21 protein-coding genes and 1 riboswitch are annotated in these 23,914 nt (G+C 43.1%); of the genes, 17 read left to right on the top strand and 4 right to left on the bottom strand.

All coding sequences use genetic code 11. The annotated features are described in order from the left end of the window. The first annotated feature begins 5 nt into the window (after window positions 1-5). Genes ACP8HI_RS19050 through ACP8HI_RS19040 form a run of 3 tightly spaced genes read left to right on the top strand, consistent with a single transcriptional unit; the run spans window position 6 to window position 2,226 of the window. Entirely contained in the window at window positions 6-170 is a 165-nt protein-coding gene (locus tag ACP8HI_RS19050; RefSeq protein WP_438347750.1) for a hypothetical protein, read from the top strand. Window positions 171-183: 13 nt separating this feature from the next. Next, window positions 184-1,140: an MTP-1 family protein gene (locus ACP8HI_RS19045; protein WP_438347749.1), complete on the top strand. Its 957-nt coding sequence runs from the start codon at window positions 184-186 to the stop codon at window positions 1,138-1,140. Between the two features lie 12 nt (window positions 1,141-1,152). Continuing rightward, window positions 1,153-2,226 carry a BtaManbiosPhlase gene (locus ACP8HI_RS19040; RefSeq protein ID WP_438347748.1) on the top strand — a complete coding sequence of 358 codons (1,074 nt, stop codon included), beginning with the start codon at window positions 1,153-1,155 and terminating at the stop codon, window positions 2,224-2,226. Window positions 2,227-2,374: 148 nt separating this feature from the next. On the opposite strand, the gene ACP8HI_RS19035 is transcribed toward ACP8HI_RS19040, so the two are convergent. The 3 genes from ACP8HI_RS19035 to ACP8HI_RS19025 form a co-directional block, all read right to left on the bottom strand. Beyond that, window positions 2,375-3,109 carry a DUF3600 domain-containing protein gene (locus ACP8HI_RS19035; protein WP_438347747.1) on the bottom strand — a complete coding sequence of 245 codons (735 nt, stop codon included), beginning with the start codon at window positions 3,107-3,109 and terminating at the stop codon, window positions 2,375-2,377. Then, on the bottom strand, window positions 3,099-3,683 hold the full coding sequence (locus tag ACP8HI_RS19030) for a sigma-70 family RNA polymerase sigma factor (protein WP_438347746.1): 585 nt from the start codon (window positions 3,681-3,683) through the stop codon (window positions 3,099-3,101). Before ACP8HI_RS19030 ends, ACP8HI_RS19035 begins: the two co-directional genes overlap by 11 nt. Before the next feature lie 61 nt (window positions 3,684-3,744). Then, complete coding sequence (locus ACP8HI_RS19025) at window positions 3,745-4,995, bottom strand: MFS transporter (RefSeq protein ID WP_438347745.1); 1,251 nt, start codon at window positions 4,993-4,995, stop codon at window positions 3,745-3,747. Window positions 4,996-5,233: 238 nt separating this feature from the next. Between ACP8HI_RS19025 and ACP8HI_RS19020 the strand changes: the two genes are divergently transcribed. The 5 genes from ACP8HI_RS19020 to ACP8HI_RS19000 all read left to right on the top strand — a co-directional run bounded on the left by ACP8HI_RS19020 (window position 5,234) and on the right by ACP8HI_RS19000 (window position 12,287). Further along, window positions 5,234-6,724, top strand: a complete 1,491-nt coding sequence (locus ACP8HI_RS19020; protein WP_438347744.1) for an alpha-N-arabinofuranosidase — start codon at window positions 5,234-5,236, stop codon at window positions 6,722-6,724. Beyond that, the gene (locus ACP8HI_RS19015) at window positions 6,721-6,996 is read left to right on the top strand and encodes a DUF6171 family protein (RefSeq protein WP_438347743.1); all 276 of its coding nucleotides are present in this window, start codon (window positions 6,721-6,723) and stop codon (window positions 6,994-6,996) included. Before ACP8HI_RS19020 ends, ACP8HI_RS19015 begins: the two co-directional genes overlap by 4 nt. A 211-nt stretch (window positions 6,997-7,207) precedes the next feature. After that, window positions 7,208-7,401, top strand: a riboswitch (cobalamin riboswitch). A gap of 146 nt (window positions 7,402-7,547) precedes the next feature. Continuing rightward, window positions 7,548-9,836 (top strand): 5-methyltetrahydropteroyltriglutamate--homocysteine S-methyltransferase, encoded by a 2,289-nt coding sequence (metE, locus tag ACP8HI_RS19010; RefSeq protein WP_438347742.1) that lies wholly within the window; start codon window positions 7,548-7,550, stop codon window positions 9,834-9,836. Between the two features lie 528 nt (window positions 9,837-10,364). Beyond that, on the top strand, window positions 10,365-11,171 hold the full coding sequence (locus tag ACP8HI_RS19005; protein ID WP_438347741.1) for a VanW family protein: 807 nt from the start codon (window positions 10,365-10,367) through the stop codon (window positions 11,169-11,171). Between the two features lie 132 nt (window positions 11,172-11,303). Continuing rightward, the gene (locus ACP8HI_RS19000; protein ID WP_438347740.1) at window positions 11,304-12,287 is read left to right on the top strand and encodes a serine/threonine protein kinase; all 984 of its coding nucleotides are present in this window, start codon (window positions 11,304-11,306) and stop codon (window positions 12,285-12,287) included. Here the strand turns inward: ACP8HI_RS19000 and ACP8HI_RS18995 are convergent. Further along, complete coding sequence (locus ACP8HI_RS18995; RefSeq protein WP_438347739.1) at window positions 12,284-14,338, bottom strand: vWA domain-containing protein; 2,055 nt, start codon at window positions 14,336-14,338, stop codon at window positions 12,284-12,286. The genes ACP8HI_RS19000 and ACP8HI_RS18995 overlap by 4 nt on opposite strands. A 452-nt stretch (window positions 14,339-14,790) precedes the next feature. Between ACP8HI_RS18995 and ACP8HI_RS18990 the strand changes: the two genes are divergently transcribed. The 9 genes from ACP8HI_RS18990 (at window position 14,791) to ACP8HI_RS18950 (ending at window position 23,898) form a co-directional block, all read left to right on the top strand. Further along, window positions 14,791-16,959, top strand: a complete 2,169-nt coding sequence (locus ACP8HI_RS18990; RefSeq protein ID WP_438347738.1) for a transcriptional regulator — start codon at window positions 14,791-14,793, stop codon at window positions 16,957-16,959. Window positions 16,960-17,078: 119 nt separating this feature from the next. After that, window positions 17,079-17,510 carry a membrane-associated protease 1 gene (locus tag ACP8HI_RS18985; RefSeq protein WP_438347737.1) on the top strand — a complete coding sequence of 144 codons (432 nt, stop codon included), beginning with the start codon at window positions 17,079-17,081 and terminating at the stop codon, window positions 17,508-17,510. A 145-nt stretch (window positions 17,511-17,655) separates the two neighbouring features. After that, complete coding sequence (locus ACP8HI_RS18980; RefSeq protein WP_438347736.1) at window positions 17,656-18,102, top strand: DnaJ domain-containing protein; 447 nt, start codon at window positions 17,656-17,658, stop codon at window positions 18,100-18,102. Between the two features lie 41 nt (window positions 18,103-18,143). After that, a complete protein-coding gene (locus tag ACP8HI_RS18975) occupies window positions 18,144-18,680 on the top strand; it encodes an FHA domain-containing protein (protein ID WP_438347735.1) in 537 nt (178 codons plus the stop codon). A 49-nt stretch (window positions 18,681-18,729) separates the two neighbouring features. Beyond that, window positions 18,730-19,245, top strand: a complete 516-nt coding sequence (locus tag ACP8HI_RS18970; protein ID WP_438347734.1) for an FHA domain-containing protein — start codon at window positions 18,730-18,732, stop codon at window positions 19,243-19,245. A gap of 16 nt (window positions 19,246-19,261) precedes the next feature. Beyond that, complete coding sequence (locus tag ACP8HI_RS18965) at window positions 19,262-20,113, top strand: PP2C family protein-serine/threonine phosphatase (RefSeq protein ID WP_438347733.1); 852 nt, start codon at window positions 19,262-19,264, stop codon at window positions 20,111-20,113. 49 nt (window positions 20,114-20,162) lie between these two features. Continuing rightward, the gene (locus ACP8HI_RS18960) at window positions 20,163-21,923 is read left to right on the top strand and encodes a serine/threonine protein phosphatase (protein ID WP_438347732.1); all 1,761 of its coding nucleotides are present in this window, start codon (window positions 20,163-20,165) and stop codon (window positions 21,921-21,923) included. Window positions 21,924-21,925: 2 nt separating this feature from the next. Then, window positions 21,926-23,212, top strand: coding sequence for a normocyte-binding protein (locus ACP8HI_RS18955; protein ID WP_438351900.1), 1,287 nt, complete (start codon window positions 21,926-21,928; stop codon window positions 23,210-23,212). Continuing rightward, window positions 23,203-23,898 (top strand): iron-dependent peroxidase, encoded by a 696-nt coding sequence (locus ACP8HI_RS18950; RefSeq protein ID WP_438347731.1) that lies wholly within the window; start codon window positions 23,203-23,205, stop codon window positions 23,896-23,898. Before ACP8HI_RS18955 ends, ACP8HI_RS18950 begins: the two co-directional genes overlap by 10 nt. Window positions 23,899-23,914 lie beyond the last annotated feature (16 nt).

Below are 23,914 nucleotides of genomic sequence, written 5' to 3'. Positions count from 1 at the left end.
AAAGAATGAGAGTCGATTATCAATGGGAGAACGGGACACGGTGTATGAACAACCGTGGTGGAGAATCACTGTTCTTCATGAAATATAAATGCCGATCAGGTGCTCAAGAAGCGTTCATTGTGCTGGATTATGGAGAGTTACATCTTATGCAAAACCACTATTGTTTATAAAGGAGACATAGTCTTGAATCTGAATAAAACGCAAGTGAAGACGTGTGACATGCTGTTGCAGCAATATTTGTTGAAGGATGCTGCCATATCTGGTGCTATCAAGCTGGTGTTTACCGGGGTAGGCGACAAGGACGTGTATAACATTACCTCCCCTTTTGAAGATGAAGGCGAACAAGTGATTGCTGGCAGGGTGGAATCTCGTGACAGCGAACATTCTGAAGTTATCTTTTTCGTAGAAAAAGACGGACAATGGATTCCTCGTCAAGGAGCCCCGATACTGCAGCTTCAGGACCCGTTCCATACAGTTATCGGCACAGAGCACATCATCGGTGGAGTACAGATTTTCCCCCATCCCGAGCAAGAACATGCGCTTATGTGGAGAACTACCTTCTATAAAGGAGATAGCATTTCCAGTCTAAAGCCATTCTTTACAGGGCCGGACGGTATGAAGGACCTTCGGCTGACTGAACTGCCGGATGGAAGTATCGGTGTACTTACACGCCCGCAGGGAGATAAGGGAGGACGCGGTAAAATCGGATTTTTCCAGGTGAAATCTCTGGGTGAACTTACCGTAGAGAATGTTGAGAATGCTCCGCTGCTTGAGAACCAGTTCATTGACGATGAATGGGGTGGTGCTAATGAAGCCCATATTCTGAAGAACGGTCTCATCGGCGTACTTGGTCACATTGCATGCTTCGACAAAGATGGTGACCGACATTACTATCCGATAGCCTTTGCATTGAATCCCAAGACTGGAGATTATTCCGACATTGAGCTGATCGCGGTTCGTGCGAATTTTATACCCGGTCCAGCTAAACGAAGCGATTTGCAGGATGTCGTATTTAGTGGAGGTCTGATCCGGCAGATAGATGGTACGGCTGTACTTTATGCAGGAATAGGCGATGCAGAAGCACATCGTATTACGATTCAGGACCCTTTTATCCAATATGAAAATAATCAATACACTTAAGGAGTTACTCAAATGAATATACAACGATATGCAGAAAATCCGTTAGTTACGCCGAAAGACGTTAAGCCCCACCGCGACGATTTTGAAGTCATCGGTGCGTTTAATGCAGGTATTGCACAGTATAAAGGCGAGACGCTAATGCTTCTCCGAGTGGCGGAGCGGCCGATCAGTAGCGATCCCAGCGTCGTAAAGGCGCCCGTCTACAACGCAAAGTCCGGTGAACTTGAACTGATCGAATTTCGCACAGACGATGACCGCTATGATTATTCTGATCCGCGTGTCATTCGCAATAAAGCGAAGAGTGGAACATTTGAATTTCTTACGTCTATTTCTTATATCCGGATTGCTAGAAGCAAGGACGGACATCATTTTACCGTTGATGAGAAACCGTTCATATACCCGTCCAATGAGCAGGAGACTTTCGGCATTGAAGATCCGCGGGTCACACAGATCGGGGACACCTACTATATTTATTTCTCGGTTGTTTCTCCGGTAGGGATTGGTGAGTCGATGGTATCGACAACGGACTTTGTGAATACGAAGCATCACGGCATGATCTTTGGACCTGATAATAAAGATGTACTTATCTTTCCCGAGAAAGTGAACGGTAAGTACTACGCGCTGCACCGTCCTACGATGAAAAGTATCGGTAATCCTGAAATTTGGATCGCAGAATCCGACAATTTGCTATATTGGGGTAACCACAAGCATCTTCTTGGTCTTCGTGAAGGCATGTGGGACAGTGGCCGTATTGGAGGCGGAGCCGTACCGTTTCGTACAGATAAAGGTTGGTTGGAGTTGTATCATGGGGCAACTGAGGATCACCGGTACTGCATGGGTGCCGTGTTACTCGATTTGAACGATCCGACCAAGGTGATCGCACGTTCTAACAAACCGGTCATGGAACCTGAAGCCGAATACGAAAAGTATGGTTTTTTCGGAGACGTCGTATTCTCCTGCGGTGCGATCGTGGAAGGTGACACGGTGAAGATGTTCTATGGTGTAGCGGATACTTCGATGGCATGTGCGGAGTTAAGCGTACAGGAAATACTGGACAGCCTTGAATATATTGAAGCCGAAGCATAATGATTGAAATTGCATTAAATCAGAAAACACCAAATAGTAGGCCAAGGATAATCACCTTGGCCTACTATTTTTGTGCGCGGGTCTCTTTATTAGTGAAGTAGGTATCTCCGCTGAAGATTAATCTACTTTTGGGACATCGCTTTTGAGGTTAAGGTCTAGATATATCCAGTTTATCTAAGTAAGCCTGCAATGATTGACCGAGAAAGTCTAATCTCGCTAATTCGGTTTCTGACAAACGGTCTTCGTGGTATTTCCCATTGGCGTCAACGGATTTCAGTGAAATATCCCCTGTTTCCTTGAGTATATTGTCGAACTCTATATACTCCACTGCGCTCAATATTTCCTTAGCTTTATCAATGTCTATGAAAATGGAGTTATCAGGGTATGTCCTTGGTGACTTGTGTTCATTTAATTTAGTTAAGAGGGGATCCAGAGCTGTGGTTAACTGCGTATATTTTTCTTGTTCCTCTGCACTTAATTGCCTAGGGTGAAGTAACCCTTCAGAATCTGCGATCTTTAAATTATACTGCCCCATTTCTTTCAATAGAGCCGCAAAGGTCGTGAACTCTTCATCTGTTAGGTTTCGTTTGGCTTCTTGTAGTTTCGCTTCTAACTCGTCATACTTCTGCTGTGTCCCCCCAATATGTGATACATTCTCCTGCGAACCGTATATCGAGTCAGCCAAGTAATAATGTGCAGCATAAGCTCCTGTAGGGACCAATAGTGCAGCAGCTAGAATGCTTGATAAAATCCATTTCTTCATACGTCTTCCTCCTTGTTTCGATGAAATTTGATGAAGCACTCTTTCTTTCAGTTCCGGTGGAGCGATCCATCCTTTGGTTTCTTCTTGGAAAGCTGTTCGCAACTCATCGTCAAGATTCATGCAGGTTCTCCACCTTTCCTATAATAAGAATGTTATTGTTATGTTTCTGACGTAGCTTCTGTAGGGCAGCATGAATGCGGGACTTCACGGTTCCAAGAGGGATCGCTAATATGTCAGCAACTTCTTCTTGGGTATATTCGCTTAAATAATGTAGAATCACGACTTGCTTCAGCTTATACGGAAGACGGCCAACGGCGGCAAGTAATGAATGGTTGGATATTTTATCAACAACCTCAGTGGAGAAGTCATATGCCACGGCATCTTCATGACTTTCGGCCTTTTTGGTGTTACGGAGATGCGTCCATCTCCTTCTTCGATAAGCATGAATTTGTCGCATGACAAGGCCCATTAGCCAAGGACGAAAAGGTCTGCTTACGTCAAATTGGCCAAGAGACTTATGCAATTGAATATAGATTTCTTGAACCACATCATCTACATCGGATCGTTCTCCGACGAGGAAATGAACGGCTTTGTGGACATCCTGAATGGTTGTATCATATAGCTCACCATACGCTTCGTGGCTGCCGGCTAGCGTAAGCGTAATGAGCCTTGTATATTCCTGTGGATTGTTCATCCGTCATTTCCCCCTTCGGCCTTACACTATATATTGGAGAGTAGATAGAATATCGTTCGATTTATTTTGAAATAGGGAAGAACATGGTGTAGTAGAGGCTAGCAGCAATCACATATAACGCACCTGTAATACTGAAGGTAATCGCATATCCCCAATAGTGACCATACGTAGTTATTAAGAAGGATTGAACGGGACCCATCAATGCCCATCCGAGCATAAAGGCAGTTTGCGTCATGGAATTGGCTATCCCACGGTTCGATTCTGATACACGATCAATTAAGACAGTGGATTGAATTGGATTGGCAGCGTTCATTAAAGCTTGTCTGAATAAGAAGCTGATCGCGGCAATCGTCAATATATTCGTGAATCCAGTTAAAAGAAGGAATGGAAGGGATAACAATTGAAAACAGACGATGGCCTTCACAGAACCGATCTTTGCAGCTAAAGTGGGTCCGATTAACATAGAAATGATCGTCATAATCTGTCCAAGTGAGATGAGTACGCCAACGGCACTTAGAGATACAGAGAAGCGATTAGTAAAGTACAAGTTTAAGTAGGGAATAACAAGTCCTGATCCGATACCGATAATAAGTTGGACGAGTGCGAACTGACCAATTAATTTGAAATCCTTGTTCAAAGGTGGAGTGGGAGACTTATGTACAGTCGGAACGGATTCACTTCCCTTAGTAACTTGATCAGCCTTTGAAGATTCAACGATGAACAGTAATGGGATAAATGCAGCAAAAGTAGCAATCCCCCCAGTAGTCAGTACGACTTGCAGACTGGTGATACGACTTATACCGAATACTTGTAGGAAGTCGGCCATCATTCCTCCTCCCATACTGCCCAGCACTTGCGAAGCAAGAACAAGGGCAGAATAATAGCTGAATATTCGCAAGCGTTGCTGTATAGGAATACTTTCAGCTAGAAATGGAATAGCCAACACTTGAAAGATGGAAGCGAATAAGCCTGAAACTACGGCAAATGATAATAGACTGAGCTCGGATTCGAAGAATGATCGACCAATAAAGGCTAATCCGCTAAACATCGCACCGATAATGAGTAGGCGCTTGCGGCTGGTACGGTCTCCGAGCAGGCCTACTGGAATGAACATTAGAGCGGTAGCTAAGGATTGAATACTGATGACTTTTCCATTCATAACATCCCCATAACCAAGATCCTGGATGAATAAATTATATAAGACGGAGAACATACCGTTTCCAATCTGAAATAGTATATTTGCTAGAAAGAATAGTTTGATATTTAGAGATAGATTATTCCATCCCTTGATGACCTGATGTATATAACGCATGGTGTGTTCGTATCCTCCTATATGTTCTAACCAACCTTACTATTCTAACAGGTTTGGTGCGGGTGTGATGTTCTACAATAATTGGAGTTAGTATGCTTCGATGAAAGGATTGTTTTAACGCATAGAAGTAAGCGCTTAATCTCATAGTTGACACTTCTAGATAGGAGTATTAAACTTATGGTTAATACGTTTATTAAAACATAATACAAATATTAATAACTGAAAGTGAGGCTGTACAATGGTCAATCAAATTACGATTCATGCAGATCAACCAACGGGTACAATTAACCGTAACATTTATGGTCATTTCTCCGAGCACTTGGGACGGTGTATTTACGAAGGGTTCTGGGTAGGAGAGGATTCACCTATTCCTAATACTGCTGGGATTCGTAATGACGTGGTTAAGGCTCTAAAACATATTAAGATACCTGTATTACGCTGGCCGGGAGGCTGCTTCGCTGATGAATATCATTGGAAGGATGGCATCGGACCACGTGAGAATCGTAAGCAAATGGTTAATACGCATTGGGGCGGTCTAGTGGAGAATAACCACTTTGGAACACATGAGTTTCTTCTATTATGTGAGATGCTAGAGTGCGAGCCTTATATATCTGGGAATGTGGGTAGTGGCACCGTTCAGGAAATGTCTGAATGGGTGGAGTATATGACCTTTGATGGCGTGTCTCCGATGGCGGAATTGCGCAGTGAGAACGGTCAAGATAAGCCATGGAAAGTTAAATATTTCGGAGTAGGTAATGAGAACTGGGGCTGCGGTGGTAATATGCGTCCTGAATATTATGCTGACCTATACCGCCAATTTCAGACCTATGTCCGTAACTATGGGGACAATAAAATTCACAAAATTGCTTGTGGCCCGAATGTGGATGACTATCAGTGGATGGAAGTCCTGATGGCAAATGCACATCGCCACATGGATGCAATCAGTCTGCATTACTATACTCTCCCTGGAGACTGGGCTAACAAGGGCGCAGCTACAGGATTTGAGGAGTCTGATTGGTTCATCACGTTAAAGAAGGCGTTATGGATGGATGAGTTGATTACGAAACATACAACTATCATGGATCGCCATGATCCTGAGAAGCGTGTAGGACTTATCGTAGATGAGTGGGGCACTTGGTTCGATGTAGAGCCAGGAACGAATCCAGGTTTCTTGTATCAACAGAACACCATTCGTGACGCATTGGTTGCAGGATTGACCTTCCATATTTTCCATGAACACTGTGATCGGGTGGAGATGGCGAATATTGCTCAAGTCGTGAATGTATTGCAATCCGTTATTTTGACAGAAGGCGAGAAAATGATTCTTACACCTACGTACCATGTATTTGATATGTATAAGGTGCATCAAGATGCTGAGCTTCTATATAGCCATACCGTGACCGCGGATTATGAGCTGGATGGCAACAAGATACCGCAAGTGTCTGTATCTGCTTCCAGAGATAAGCAAGGTGTAATCCATATTAGCTTGTGTAACTTGAGTCATCAAGATGGGGCAGATTTGAACATTGATCTGCGTGGATTAACTGGAAGTAACGTGAAAATAAGCGGAACGGAATTAAAGGCTGCAACAATGGATGCTCATAATACATTTGATCAACCTGACAATGTTGCACCATCTGAATTCACTGCATTTAAACAGATTGGAACAGATATTCAAGTGAAGCTTGCTCCAATGTCGGTAACGGTGCTAGAACTGATTGCGGAATGATTGGACAAGACGCTACATGTAAAGGATGCCGTGAAGAGTACAGAGTAACGGATCAGCAAATTGCTCGTATACTCTCTTCAGTTAAATTAACTCCAGAGCAAAGTGTAACCGATGCGGTATATGTCGAACGATTACAGATATGTAGTGGCTGTACCAAGCTAATGAATAATCATACTTGCACGTTATGTGGCTGTATCGTGCCAGTTATAGCGAAGTTTAGAGATAAGAAATGCCCCTATCCAGGGGATGATCGCTGGGCAAGTTGTAGTTAATTTGGTCTACCAATTAGTAGGATGAAGTAGCTTGATTCTAGGAATATGACGAATTTAGTGCTATACGAATTGTACGAAGTCGGATGAGAATCCGGCTTTTTGTATTTGATATTTGAATTAATCACGACTATAATGGTGGGAGAACTAATTAAATGATATAGTTGCATGAAAATTCACACTAATGTATATTATGCATATAAGACAATGACAAATGAATATTGTGGAAATAGGTGCTCTAGTTTATATAGCTTGAGCTTAAAAGGGAAGTTCGGTGTAATACCGACGCGGTCCCGCCACTGTAACAGAGGAGTCGCTGCTAAGTAACCACTGATTTTAGGATCGGGAAGGGGAGCAGATAGATTACGATTCTGGAGCCAGGAGACCTACCTATTTAGACAGCACTGCTTTACCTACGGGAGATAGGAAGGTGTTAAAGATTGCAGCCAAGCTAGGCATATTTGAGGCATCTTTATCCTTTTTATTGAGGAGAGAGATGTCTTTTTTGATATGAAATTTAGTTATAAGGAAATATGAGGAGGAGTTATTTACACATGTTAAAGAATAGTAATCTAGGTTATCCGCGTATTGGAGCTAATAGAGAATGGAAGAAGACACTAGAAGCATACTGGGCAGGCAAGCTTGATGAAACGCAACTAACGAGTCAGTTGGAGAGTATTCGATTGGATCATTTGAAGCTTCAGCAAGAGAAAGGAATTGACCTTATTCCTGTAAATGATTTCTCGTACTATGATCATATACTGGATGCGACAGCAATGTTTGGACTTGTACCCGAACGCTTTCATTATGAAGGAGGCGTTGTTCCGTTCTCTACCTATTACGCTATGGCAAGAGGAGATAAGGGTGCGGCAGCATGTGAAATGACCAAATGGTTTAATACCAATTATCATTATATTGTGCCAGAACTGAATGGGGCAGTCCCAACGCTTACTGAGAACCGCCCACTCAAAGCCTATCAAGAAGCGAAAGAAAAGCTGGGAATCGAAGGGAAACCTGTATTGATTGGATTGTATACTTATTTGAAACTATCCAAAGGTTATGAGCCGGATCAACTAGATGATCTAATAGAGCAATTCCTACCGATCTACACACAAATTGTACAGGAACTAGCACAAGAGGGTGTTCAGTGGCTACAAATTGATGAGCCTATTCTTGTTACATCGATAACGCAAGAGGATCTGGTACGAATTCGTCGTATTTATACAGCCTTGCATGAAGCAGCACCAGAATTGAATGTGATGCTACAAACGTATTTTGAAGCGGTCGATCATTATGAAGAGATTGTTTCACTACCAGTTCAGGGATTCGGGCTTGACCTAGTTCATGGATTAGAACAGAATTTGCAGTCGATTAAGAAGTTCGGATTCCCTGAAGGGAAAACATTGGGTGCCGGTGTGATTGACGGACGTAACATTTGGCGTTCTAATCTTGAAACTCCGCTTCAATTGCTGAAAGAGCTCTCTGAATTTGTATCTTATGATCGTATTATCGTTCAACCATCTTGCAGCCTACTGCATGTTCCGGTGACCACTAAACCAGAAACAGCATTAGATCCTGTGTTACGAGATGCTCTGGCCTATGCGGATGAGAAGTTAGATGAGATTGTTCTTCTTACGCAAGCTGCTAGTGGTAGTCAAGAGGATGTACAAGTAAAGTTAGATTATAGTCGAAAGGCAGTCGAAGCACTTAATGCATCTCAGTCGAGAAATCGTGTTCATGTTCGACAAGCTGCTGCTAATATAGATACACAGCCATCGACAAGAAAGAGTACGTTCGATAAGCGCCACGTTAGCCAACAAGAGAAATGGCAACTTCCATTCTTACCAACGACGACGATTGGTAGCTTCCCACAGTCACCCGAGATCAGAAAGGCACGTCAGAATTGGAGAAAGGGAGAATGGACGAACGAGCAATATGAGAAGTTCATTCAAGAGCAGATTCAAATCTGGGTTAAATTACAAGAAGAGATTGGGATAGATGTATTAGTTCATGGCGAATTTGAAAGAACGGATATGGTTGAATTTTTCGGTGAGAAATTGAATGGGTTCGCATTTACATTGAATGGTTGGGTACAATCCTATGGCTCACGCTGTGTGAAGCCGCCGGTGATTTACGGAGATGTAGAATTCATTGCTCCGATGACTGTGAAAGAAAGTGTGTACGCACAGTCGTTAACAGATAAACCGATGAAGGGTATGTTGACAGGCCCATTGACGATATTGAACTGGTCCTTTGTACGTGATGATCTTCCTCGTAATGAAGTGGCCTTCCAGATTGCTTTGGCATTAAGGGAGGAAGTAGAGGCGTTGGAGAAGGCTGGCATTGAGATGATTCAAGTCGATGAGCCTGCACTTCGTGAAGGACTACCGTTGAAGAGAGAAAAGTGGGATAGCTATCTAGATGATTCCATTCTTGCTTTCCGTCTGTCTACATCTACTGTAAAAGACACAACGCAAATCCATACCCATATGTGCTATTGTGAATTCCACGAGATGATCGATGCGATCCGGGCATTGGATGCCGATGTTATTTCCATTGAAACATCGCGTAGCCATGGTGAACTTATTCATACTTTTGAAGAATCTACGTATGAGCTAGGTATTGGGTTAGGTGTGTATGATATCCATAGCCCGAGAATCCCGCCAGTAGAAGAAATGGTAACGATGATCGATAGAGCACTACAAGTGTTAGATCCATCATTATTCTGGATTAATCCAGACTGTGGCTTGAAGACTCGTGGGTTGGAAGAGACGGTAGAATCTCTGAAACACATGGTTCAGGCGACTGAAATAGCAAGAGAAGCGAGAAGTGTAGCGAAATAAAGGAATAGATAACATGAATGAATAGATGAATAGAATGGGCTTCCCTGTTAGATGGGGGAGTCTATTTCTTCATTCTATTAGAAAATATAAGTTCTTTGGAGGACTCTTAGGCCTATTCTTTATGAGTCTTAAGAGAGTCCATACCATACATGAAGGTCGCTAGAATAAGCTGGAATAGTTGCAGAAATGGTACTTACACAGAAGAAAAGGGTAGGTGACGGAGAAATAGTTGCACAAAGGGCAGTTAAAACAGGGGAAATAGTGAGAATAGATGACTTTCTAGTAATTAGATGCTCTTTCTGCAACTAAACTTAGTGATAGGGGAATATGGCCGAATTTAAGTGTACCTTATGCATCTGTTGGTGATTGGAGGAGACGGTATATTAGGAACTAACTTTTTCGCCAAGGACGCCGGTCGGCGTCTTTCCTAATTCAGAAAATCACACGCAGATTATGAAATATAAGGTAAAATAAACCTAACGGAAATCTAGTGTGTGATGAGCATGAGTATGAGTAGGAGGAGTTCTGATGAGGCCGAAGAAAAGATCGTCACTTAGACTATTTATTGGGAAGCGCTATTTTGTCTATCGAAGATATTTAAAGTGGATGTTCGGTCAAGAAAGATATACAAAGAAGTTCTCCGTAGATCCATTGGAACATTCCATAAGTACACATAACACACCATTGCTAAGAGAGTTGAAGAATGTAGATATGTGGATGCAGCATAACAAAGTGAATAATTTGAAGATTGCCATCAAGCAATTGAATGGAGTTGTCCTTCAGCCTGGAGAGACATTCTCTTATTGGAAGCTAATAGGTAAGCCGACGAAGCGCAAGGGGTATCAAGAGGGAATGGTACTGTTCTATGGAGAGTTCAAAGCGGGTGTAGGTGGTGGACTATGTCAATGCTCGAACCTCATATATTGGATTACGCTCCATACTTCGTTAACGATCACTGAGAGACATCGTCATAGCTATGACGTGTTCCCCGATGCAAGACGGACACAGCCATTCGGTAGTGGAGCAACATGCGCATATAACTATTTAGATCTTCAGATTCGTAATGACACCGAAGTTCCCTATCAGCTATGGCTTCAAATGGATGATAACGATTTGATCGGGGAATGGAGAGCCGTGAAGCCGGAGCCTTGCACGTATGAAGTGTATGAGCGAGACCATCGAATTCTACTTGAGCCATGGGGAGGATATACAAGACATAATATCATTCATCGTAAAAAGTATAATGCTCATAAAGAGTTGATTGACGATCAGTTCGTAACAGAGAATCATGCGATCATGATGTATCAGCCGCTATTGAAGGAACAGAGACGATAGAAATTCCAAGCTTGGAAATAATTGTCCTATCTGTTACTATAATTGTGAATCTAGCGGTTCGACATAATTCTATCAAACCCGGAATTTGGATGGTCCATATTCTTCACAAAGGGGTTTAGTTGAGAGGTTAACATGAGAAGAGAATCGATGATTGGCGTTTTAGCTCGAAACACGAAGCTTGGGAATGAACAACTGTACCAAATTCGCAGAATATTATCCCGTAGTGAGCTATCAATCGTATATATTGTACGGCATTTAGAGACAGGAACGATGAGTGTAATCAAAGAGTTCTTCCCGAGTGCCTTGGCTCGCCGTTCTTCTGATGGTCAGACACTTCAATGTTTGAAATCTTCGCTCTCGCCACAGTTTATGAAGCTCATGGAAGCATTTCAACGGGAGGCTGTGGTGTTACGTGATCTAATGCATCCAGGAATCGTCCGTTATGAGGATTACTTCGAAGACAATGGGACGGCCTATCTAGTCATGGAGCATTGTCGTGGTATTACGCTGGACCGAATTGTGAGAAAGAACCCACAGGGTATGAATGCTGGTTTTCTAAGTACATTCATGCTCCCACTGATAGGAGCGCTGGAGCATATTCATCAACAAGGATATATTCATCGAGATATCAAACCTGCCAATATTATGATAGGGGAGGATGGGGGCGGGAAGTTGATTGATTTCGGGTCTGTTATTCGTTATACAGATACGGATACCGAACGACCGATCTTTACCACGGCCGGATATTCACCTTTAGAATTGTATTCAGATAAGTCTTCGCAAACACCGCTCGCGGATATTTATAGCTTAGCAGCGACGCTATACTTCTGCTACAGCGGATCGGCGCCCGTAGCTGTGCCAACACGGTTATTTGAGGATAAGCTGGAGTCGGTTCGCATCGGAAGAGGGGATATTTCACTGTTTCTATCGCGCATCATTCATTGGGGGCTTGCTCTATCCGCAAATAAGAGATGTAGTTCCCTTCGTTGGTTTAGAATGGCACTACAAGCGGAATACGTATTAAAGAGAAAGACTGTGGTCCGGTTAACGGGTCGTAAACCCACAACCATGCCACACCCCCTTCCTGTAAAGCGGGAATACCAACACTCTGATTAAGCGGAGTGTTGGTTATCGTTCCCTGTATAAATGGTAGTAACGGGTTTAACCGCTTTGTAGCGAAGTTCTAGTTCCGTCTTTCCATCTTCAAAGGTAATATACAATTTATCATTGAATTGAAGGGCTTCTTTTTTGTTTCTAGAAAGCGGCAATTTCCCATGAACCACAGCACAACGTGTATGATGTCTAACGAACAATATCCCGTTCTTACCAGGCTCGAATACAATATGTTCACTCTCTGGAAGGCTCTCATTCACATCAAGGCTTCGAAATAACTGCATCAGAGTGATCTGTCTTCCAGGAAATGACGTAAGCGGCCATGACTTGACTGGAATATCCGTGCCACTGGCTGTATTTAGGAAGTACCCTTCCAGTTTTCCTGCAAATTCCGGCTTTGGTCTTAACCAAAAGTACAGAAGAATGCCGGTGATGAGAATAACAGCTACGGCAGCACTTATGATCTTGTGGAGTGTATATTTGGATTGAATAGAGACGTGAAAGAGAGCAGTCACTGCCCCGCCTTCAAGATCTGTTGCCACGATGGATAGTTCTGATTGTCCCGTACGTTTGGGTGTTAAGGTTAGCGTAGATCCAAGTAATTCTGAAGAAAGCTTGTCCTCAACTGTCCCCTGTAGTGAATAGGTTATGAGATCCTGATTAGGGTCCTGAATATACTGCGCAAGATCCAGTTTTACTTCCCCATCTTCTTTGATAAATTCCAAATCCAAAGACCCTGTTATCTGTGGTGGTAGGTTGGTGATACTCACTTCACTTGATGAGCTCTCACGATAGAAATCGGGTCCGTCGACCATGACCTTCCAAGCATAACCTCCCGAATTCGGAAATGTATAATCGGTTTGAAACCCTTTCCCAGTGTTGGTCATGGGAATGCGTTGTTCCTCATTACTATCTACCTCTTTGACTACCAATTCTGCCTTCAGTGTGGTGTATACCGCATCGTCTTTCAACATCGTTGTTGCTTCAGGTGTTGATAGATAAGCTTCAAACCCTGTGGGTATCCCCTTTATAGGTTTATCATCACTTAACTTGACCTCTGCTTCTAGATTATAACTGCCTAGCAGATTGATCTTGACCCAATCGCCTTGCTGACCTTTGAATTTAAGTACCACCGTCCCTTGTGGCGGATTAGAAATTTTCATTAAGGAATACTTGTCGGATTTGAAAAGTCTAGTGTTCTCAGAGTTGAAATACATTTGTGTTTCTTTCAGTGGATGATCTGAGAGCAGAATAATATTAGCTTCCTCCATGCTTGAATTAGGGAGGTTTACTTTGACTTCTTGTAGATTACCTGTAGCTGTAATGCCCGCGATAGGTACGAGTACGGACCTCATCTCTCTGGCAAAAATCTGATTGAATATTTCAGGAAGATCGTCAGCGCTACTGGTCATGAAAGAAGCACCCCCCGTTTGGGAAGCAATTTGTTCTAATTCGTTCTGGTTCACGGTACCGTCATGATTAAGTCCAATGGTGTATATAGGAAATCCATTCTTGTTCGCTTTGGTGATTGCGGCGGTTACATCTCTAGCAGAATCTTGTTTCGTTCGCCCACCGCTAGTATTTCCGAAACTGGTCTCCCCATCGGATAACAGAATGAGGAAGGGTAGTCTGTCATGCCCTTGAGAAGATGGTTCTGAACTCCCTGTTGCTAGTACATTCGCACCTTTGAGCAGTCCTAGTCCTAAATCGGTATAACCGGATCTTTTTAATTGATTGATTTTCTGCTTTAGTTCCTTCTTCTTCTCCACTACAGCAATGGAGGTGAGTGGTTGTGAGGCGACAATACGGTCATTATAAGCTACGAAACCGACCCGTGTGCGACTCGCCTCACTCATATCCATGAATAGCTGGATAACATCAGCTGATATCCGATCTTTATCACTTGTACTCATAGAATAGCTCGTATCGAGAACGAAAACCGCATCGAAAGCCTTACCACGGGTACCTTTAACGGGTGCCTCTGCGAAGATTGTCGGAGGTACAATAAGTATGAATCCAAAAAACAGGCAAATAGTCCTAGCTAACATTTTCATGTTTCTGTGAAACCACCTTTTTTAGTTACTAGATCGGGTTGTAGATATCCATAAAAGAGACTCGGGAAGCGGGATTAGAAGCATTCATGTTTGGTAAAAAGTAGGACTGTCGGCTCAAGTAGAGTATGGATGCTTTGTAAAATGTTTACACAAGAAACTTTATCGGTATTACTTACTTAATTCATAATAGCTATCCAATAATTAGGACTTTGTATAGATATAAAATACCAATTCATACCTAAAATTAGGACAAAAGTCCCCTGAATAATACTCTAATCCTATATATTGACAATATAGAGCATAATTACTTAAGATAGAACCCATGACACGGGAAATATTGGGAATGCAGTCTTATTTGCTCGAATGAATCACTTTGATTATTTTGAAGAGCAGAAGAGAGTAATCACACTTCTCAAGTCGGAGTAGCGGTAAACGGGGAGAGAGGAACATTCATGGACATTATCAATCAAACGAATCGGACGATGCTTTTTGAGGAAATTAATCCAGAGAAATTAGATCTTGTAACCATCGTAGGGGATGTTAAAGGAATTGACAGCCTGAGCGATGACAAGGTCAAAGAGATCCACCAACACCTCTTGGTGCACAACTTTGATGAATTTCTAGACAAATTCTCACCAATTGTGTATTCATTCTTTAATGCTGCCAATCAGAAAGTGATGTATGCCCTGAAGAAGCCAGAAGGATTAGCAGAAGATTGTATTTCTGAGATCCGCATCGATCAGAATAATGACTTCTTAAAAATGTTATTTACGCTTATCGATACGAAACGCAGTCAGGGTATTACGAATGTCGATTTCAAATTCGAGAATTTACTCGATATGATTTCACCGAAAAAAGTAATGGATGATATTCGCCAAGTGCGTAAGGAAATCCACTACCTCTTCGGACAATATGAGAAGTTAGATGAGGGCGATCCCAAGAAGTTAGACCTTGGAGATAAGCTGAATACCATGTTTGAAGATGCAAGTCAGAATTACAACAATGTCATGGCGATGTTGCCACTTGCCATTGAGGATATTAAGACACGTCTTCTGCTAGGCAACTCTCAAGATGAGAATATGTCTGAAGTGATCCGCATCGGTACCTTGACCATTGGAGACAGTGGTGAATTGAAGATTATCGAGGCGCCGAAGAGTGCAAGCACAGAATTGTTGTTGCTTGATGAGAGTGGAGCCAATGAACTGGTGAATGTCTTTGAAGAAGATTACAACAGTGTTACAGAATCTCCTTCAGGGTATGTCAAGGATCTCGTCGTGCGTACGTTCTGTCCACTTCCGGCTGTGCATGAAGAAGTAGATATCACAACAGAAATCCAGAATTATAATACGTATTTGGAATTTTACAAGACAGCTAAAGATGATTTCGTCAAAACGGTTAAGCCGTTAGTTGAGAAAATCCTGGGCGTCAAGATGTTCTTTGACCAATATTCGATCAAGAATAAAGGGATGTTACCTTCGCTTCTGATTACGAATACGAAGCTTGAGATGATGGTCAAAAGTAGTAATATTCCGAGACTTGAAACATTCCTGAACACGGTGAATTCTAAGAATGAATTCTCGGATACCATCTGGTTCGGTATTGTTCCTTCCATCGAGCTAGAAACGGCAGGTCACGCGAAAGTTAGTCGTGAACGCTTCCGTGGGAATGAGAAAGTCGTTAAGCAGGATGGGAATAACCTTGAATCGCTAACGATGCTTCTTCAAGTCATTAAGGATTACAAAGTACAGTTGTTCTTTAATTTCCAATCTGGAGAAGATACAACATTTAGTAGTATGGCAACAGCGGGCATCGATAAATATATCGACAAATGTGCACCGCTACTTCGTAAGGAATATAGCGAATTTGCCATTCCTTGCGTACCTAACTTTACTATTATTCCGAAAGATAAATCGGGTGTTGTGATTGATAGCCGTATGCTTCAGACGGAGGATGGAGTACAGCTCTCCAAAGAGAAGGAAGATATTCTGAAATTATGGATTGAAGGCGTGTATGTTGGCGCTTCCTATGTGGCAGCGGGGCTTGTAGCTGCTTATCAGTGTCCAGAGTATTTGAAAGAAACCTTTAAGAACGTAAGTAAGGAGTTCCCTGGCGTACGTTATGACATCGAAGCTAGGGACAATAGTCTGCGCTCCGTCACAACGATGGCCAAGGAGATCACTGGTTTCACTAACAACATTAAGGATTCGATTAATCGTAAGAACTTCGGATTTGTATTCTCCTCAGAGAGTGCTCAACTACAGGATAAGGACATCCGTCGGATTACTGTCTATAAGGCGAGAAGTCTTGCTACTTCTGAGGACGGATTCGACTCGATCTATAAAACACTTGTTAGTACCTATGTAGAGCGTATCCTTCGCTTTCAGACAGGTGATTTCAAACATGAGAATATCCTGAAATTCTTCAGCAATAATCCCGGCAGTCAAAAGAGTAAGTGGCTGGGTACGCGAGGGTTTATCAACTCCATTCTTCAAGATGGAGACGATATGACTTATGTGATCGATGAGAAAAATAACCTGTGTCACATTGACTTGATCTTTAACGGCAACGTGAAGAACTTGGAAGTGATGATTACCAAAGCAACGAGCCCAGTCAAAGCATGACGGGTTCACTAAAGCGTATGTTCGGGGCGTTCTTTAATAAGTTCGCCTCTATACATAAATTCTGGAGAGGTTCTAACGCTCTAGACAATAAGTTAGTCAATTTAAAGGAGGAATTATGTATGGGATTTATACTTAAAGTTGAAGGTGCAGAAACGATTGAACTAGGAATGGATAACATCCAAAAGGTCGTTTACGACACAGATACACCGGATGACTCTAACGCAAGATCAACGGATGTAGGTTCAACACTGAGAATTAGTGGTAAAATCATCACCGCAACAGACGGAGACAAAGCAGATGATACATTGAAACTGGCTAATTGGTCACTTGTCCCTGCTGAGAAGGCAGATTGCTACCGTAAAGTCACATTGAAAGTGATTGCGGCGGATCAAGTTGTTCGTGAGGTAAGCTTCCCTAACGCATTTGTGGTGGATTATACCGAAAGATTCGGTGATTCCGAAGGGGTAGGAACATTTGATTTGTACATCAAGCAAAAGAAAGACAAGACAGAATTCGCTAACATTCTAGGCGGATATGCATTCTCGCAATAAGCATGTGCATCATTTGCGGCCTAATTAAGGCTGCAAGATATTGAATTTTAAGAGGCTTCGGCCTCTTAAAATGTTTTTTTCTTTATTGTTCAGACCAGCTATTAGAAATGGAGAAAGCTATACATAAAGGCGGGGATTAAGGTCAGTGACTAACTATTATCATGTTCTCGGTATAGGTCGAGAGGCACAAGCAGCAGAGATTAAACAAGCTTATCGACAATTAGCCAAGCGATATCATCCAGATACCAATCAGGGTAGTGAAGAAGCAACAGAACGATTCAAACAAATTCATGAAGCCTATGAGGTACTGAGTAACGAGTCTTCAAGGCAAGAATACGACGCTAGATCGTCTAGTACGAATAGTCAGCAGTCACAGCAACACAAGAATGCACCAAGTGGGCCCAGTGGTAGGGCGAAGAGTAATCCCGCAGCATTCAATCCCGAACAAATGCGCAAACAGTTTGATCAGTTTTTTGGTTATCAGGGCAAGTCGAAGGAAGAATCATCTCAACCTAAAGATGGACGGAATGGCACCAATCCGCTTGATACTTCTGCCATGTTCGATCGCTATTTCGGTACGAAGAAGAAATAAGTTAAATCATGAATCCCCCTTAAGAGATGGAGGTAACGAATATGAAGGCGAAGAAATCCGTGTGGATTATAGCTATTGATGTGATCATGTACGGCATTGTAGCCGGCATTATTCTTTATACCTTATTACATCCTAAGGATCAAATATTGAAAATTTCAGTCACCGTGGGAGCGGCCTTTTTTGTAGGTGCAATCATATTGCAACGCTTGACTAGAAAGACTTCACGTACAGCAGAAGATTCGGTCGTGAAGCTGATTCTATTAGATGACGATGGAGAACGAATGAAGGAATGGTACATCGAAGGAGAGACATCGTTACTCATTGGAAAGAACAGTCAACGCGGTGAAGTTGATATAGATTTATCAGAATGTGAATATGCGTCACTTATTAGCTCGGAGCATGCGGTTCTGAATCGGGCAGGTGCAAGGTGGTACATTGAGGACATGGAATCAAATAGCGGGACTGGTATTAGACAAGCAGGAAAAAGTACCGCCAGCAAACTTGTTATTGAAGAGCCGCTACAGATTGGAGCGGGAGATTTGATCTATATTGCCAACACGCGATTGCTAGTGAAATAAGCGTATATCCGCGTTGTGGACTAAGACCTATTGGAGGAATGAAGACAAGATGAGCTTGACAAGATGCGCCAACGGACACATGTTCAGCACGCGAAAACACGGTAATACGTGCCCCTACTGCAACATAACGGTAGAGGCAATGCCGAAGGGGGAGCAGAGAAGGCAGGCTTCCGCGGACACAGAAGAGAAGACGATGCCCTATCTAGGAGAAACAGTCGGTATTCACCCCGTTACAGGCTGGCTAGTTTGTATTGAAGGACCTCAATTTGGTCAAGATTATCGGATTATGTCAGAGAAGAATTTCATTGGACGTGCGGAGGAAATGCATATTCGTATTCTTGGAGACAATACCATATCTCGAAGAAATCATGCCGTTATCGTCTACGATCCGAAGAAAAGGAACTTTTATTTACTACCTGGGGATGCCTCAGGACTAGCCTATCATAATAACGAAGCGGTTTATTCGCCTGCAGAGCTGGCGGCATATGACCTAATTCAGTTGGGGAACAGTAAATTCATCTTCCTTCCTCTGTGCGGCGCCCATTTCGAATGGGAAAACAATTGAGGACGTGATGTTAACGATGCAGAAGATTGTAGAGTTAGAGCATTATATCGTTATTCTGTCAGCACTCATCTTATGGATTGTGTTGTACTATGTCCGGCGAATGCTGGTACGACGTCAATCAACAACAACAACTACTGGAATTCATATTGGTAATGGACAAAGTATCGGAAGACGAGAGGAGCAAGATGATTACTTCTCTAGTTCAACCACTTCTGTCGGTACATTCGCAGTCATTGCTGATGGGATTAGTGGCTTGTCGAATGGAAGAATGGCTAGTACGCTCGCTGTGACGGTGTTTAGTAAGGAATTTCTTATGCTAGAGAAAACGGAGGATTTCACTGATTTCTTTGCTAGTGCAGCAACACAGAGTAACAGTGGGATTCTAGCTAATCTAAACGGAAGTAATGGTGGAACGACCTTGGTCGCAGCTGTAGTAACTTCTGGAGTGCTGCATTGGGCAGCGGTGGGAGATAGTATGATCTCGGTATTCCGTGATGGAGAATTCATCCCTATGAATTCCAAGCATACGGTCGAGACATCTTTACTCCGTGAGCAAGTTCTCAGTGGTGAGTTGACCAAAGAGGAAGCTGAGGCAAGTCCTGTGCGTAAGCATTTGGTCAATTATTTGGGGTATGAAGGATTTAGAAATATGGAGATAGGCGAACCATTCTCACTACGCAAACAGGACAAGATTATGCTTGCCAGTGATGGGATATATGATGCTTTAAGCGAAGTAGAGCTTGAACTGATGATGAAGCAGAAGAAGCCAGCGGAAGACATTGCTGATGACATCATCGAACAGGTCGATGCCAAAGGCTTAAGAAATCAGGACAATGCGACAGTTATTATACTAGAAAAGGGCTGGTGATTCCTTGCGGCATCCGCAAATACGGATCGCTAGAGACAAGGGGGGACGCATGAGGAAGGAGAACAGTGATTTCAAGACCGGTTTCGTTTCCGAAGCGGGTTCTTTTATTGATAATAAGGATTATTTCGCTTATATCGAACTTGATGATATGGCTTGTTATGTGATTGCGGATGGAATTGATAACGATCAAGAAGCTCATAGCGCCGAGATGATAGCTAAGATTGTACTAGAGAATTTCATAGAGCATCCAACTATGTCACGGAGGCAACTGCAGCACTCATTGCGTGAAGCGCATGAATGGCTGAAGTTCGAGAGTCGGAGGGTCCGGCTGAAGGCAAGTCTACTCGTGGTCGTAACCAACTATACGAAGATGATATGGGCATCTAGTGGCCACGTGAGGCTATATCACTTTCGTGGGGGCAGGCTCAATCAGAAAAGTAAGGATCAGAGTCTATCCCAGGTTATGGCGGATGATGGATATCTCCCGGATGAGACCGTATCACAGCACGAGGAACGGGGGAATTTACTGAACTATATGGGTAATCCAGACCGTTTCCACCCGTATGTTTCCCCTCGCATTCCACTGTCAGATGGTGATGTATTATTGCTATGCACATCAGGATTATGGGAACAGGTTAATCTTCCCGAAATACTCGATGCGTTGGAGGAAAGTAAAGAACCAGATGCACTGACGGATACGCTGGAAGAGATCCTTCTTAGTAAACAGCAGAGAACGATCAACAATTATACGGCTGTCGCGATCTATACGGATAAGACCTATAAGGAGCCTCCTAAGAATCGTAAGAAATGGATCAAGCGTATTCTGATCGTTATGATGGCTCTTCTATTAACAGGTGGGGGAATTTGGATCTATAAAGTAAGGGAAGCGACCCGTATAGCTGAAGCAGCCGCGAATATGGTGGAATTCGAACGTGACGGAGATGAATATGCGGCGGACGGCGATTATACTAAAGCGCTCAAATCATATAGCGAGGCAAGAAATGCAGCTTCCAAAGTGAAGGATAAAGTTCATGCCAAGCTTATTGGGAGCAAGCAAAAGCTGGCCCGGACCTTAGTAGATGGGGACGAATACTTGAAGGATGGCATCTACGACAAAGCGGTGTCTAGTTATACGAAGGCGCTAGACGATGCGGACCATTGGGAAGCGTTCGATGAAGAGGATATTCAAGCAAGGATTGATCGTACGACCCATTATGAGCGAGTAACGGAAGAGATTAGGCAGGGAGATCTTAAATTTCAGGGACAGGATTACAGTGGTGCGCTTGTTCTGTATAAGAAGGCGAATACATCCGCAATCGAAGTGTCGTACACCACAGCTCAGAAGGATCTACAAGATAAGATGAGTAAGGCTCAGGAGAAGCTGGATGCAGTGCAGACGGAGACCATTAACCTACAGGGTGATAAGTTAGAGCAAAAAGGCGACCGTAGCTTCGATGCTCAGGACTATGCGGGTGCTATAGATGGTTATATGCGGGCGCAGGAGAAGTTTCAGGCCATCGGCAAGCTAGAGAAGGTATTGGCCATGGAGCGTAAGATTGCTAAGGCGGATGAGAAGTTACATCCCGTAGTGCCTGTATCAGCAGCGAATACAGACAATAGTAGCTTAGGAGAACAAGAGATTTCCAATCCCTACGAAGCTGTGACGGAGCCTATTCAACAGGCGGCTACGAAGCAAGCTGTGATAACAACACCTCCAGTAGTAGATGAAAGCACACAGAGTGAGACGGGTGGTACGTCTGATGGTGCAAGCCCGACAAGTTCTACCCCTGATAGCAAGGAGGAGTTGTGATGATGAAGGATATCGTACAAGACCGAATTAGCAAAATGGAGGATTTACAGCAACGTCGTATGCTGAAGAACATGATGACAGGTGTATTCCTGAATCTAGTAGAGTATCAGGATGATTTGAATCGGAAGTTGGAGCGTAGAGTATTCGATGAGATCGAGGGTGATGACGGGAAGCATGATATATTCACTGCTCTATGCCCAAGGGAAGAGTTGGACCCCATTCATGAATTTCTATACCCCATAATCCCTCAGGATGCGGAAGCGCCAGTCATTGATATGAAGCATATCGTCGACGCTCTAGGTCAGAAGGAAGAGGTTATACTGACCACTCTTTTTCTACAGTGCAATTATTCATTAATCAAACAGTTACTGCAAAGCGACAGGGAATTCAAGGGAGTGCTGGTCACCCAAAATGGACGATATACGGTGAAGGTTCGACTGAAGCAGAACAGAACATATCAGGATGAAATTGAGAAGCTGTACCATGTGTTTATTACCAATGGTCTTCCATGGAGAACGATCAATCATCCTTACATACATAAGTTCGTTGATGTCGTGCTGACAGGATGCGATGGTGAATTAGAAGAAACGGAAGAAATCTCAGAAGTGACGGTCCATTTAGAAGAATACGAGTCATATAAACGAGTGAATCTTATACCGCTGTGGAACATTCAGAAGCTAGAGCTGAAGACAGGGGGATTTCCTATTCCAGCGGAAGACCGTGTGAATTATGAACATGTGCTACCGCTACTTAAGACTGGGATTAGGCATGGTTATCTTGTGAATGGAGATCAAGAGGATATCCGTTATATCAAGCGGACGGAAGATGAGATTACAATCGTATCCTCCCGTGACAAATCAGATATATGGCATTTGCTCCAGATCGCAGAACCAGTAGATACGGTGATTGGTAAGCTGGCTTACGACGTTATATCGAACCGTAAGGTGGAAGGATTCATCGGTAAATACAGGCATAAACAGGATCAAAGAGTGCGCTCTAAGGGGGAAATCATTCGTATGATTCACTCCTTTGAAGAATCAAAGATGCTAGAACTGATAGATCACGAATTAGATGAGTCACGTGAGTGTCGTTCCGTCACTTATGAACTGAATTCATTTGTTAGTGATCATGTACGGTCGGAGCAAGGGAAGACGCGCATGATCTTACGCTTTCGGAGCAGTGTGATTCGGGGAGAGAGTCAGTTTATTCTAGAGGATCTAATGAGCTTTCTCGTATCTGAGATTCAGCTAGCTTTCCCTGAATATAAGTGCGAAGGAGAATGGGCTTGAATTATATCTGGGACCTCATTATCCGCGGACAGGAATTAGGAATGGCCAAGAAAGACATCCACTTCCTGCCTGCCAAAGTATACTCGCCATATATGGAGCTTAGTCAAGAGGATTTGAACGCCATGACGGTTGCGCGTGACGTTGAGGTAAATCCGTACTATCGATTTTACGATATTTTTAATGGCATGTTTGATATTAATAATACAGAAGATACAGAACTTCGTGGCGCTTTGTTTGATATATTAATTCATTTCTTAGCTGATATCGATCTAATGCAGGGGATGAACAAGCGGGAGTATTATATTCGCTTCGTACTGCGGGATATCCAAGATGGATTGCTGGGAGAAGTAGTGAAAGCGCATATTTCATTATTCGACCGAGAGGAACAGGAGATCATTGCAGCTAATGTGCTACGACTGTACGACACCGGAGAGGCACTTTATTTGTTGAGAGATACGGTGAGCCGGATGTTCCAACGTTCAACCATATATGCGATCAGTGAGGACAAGGATGAACTTCTGCTCTACATCGGGCAGCGGGAGAATGAAACAGCACGTAACAAACTTCAATTGATTATGGAGCTGCTACTTCCTATCCAGTATAGCGCAGAAGTGTACTGGAACGATCATTTCGGCATTATTGATGAAGATTATACGATGATTCAAGATCGCATCGCACTCTATTGAAATACAGGTCTGCATA

It is taken from the genome of Paenibacillus sp. FA6 (genome assembly GCF_051550225.1).
In the GTDB taxonomy this organism is placed as follows: domain Bacteria; phylum Bacillota; class Bacilli; order Paenibacillales; family Paenibacillaceae; genus Paenibacillus_AQ.
Note: the sequence above shows the minus strand (reverse complement) of the source record. Positions and strands in the feature narration are given on the sequence as shown.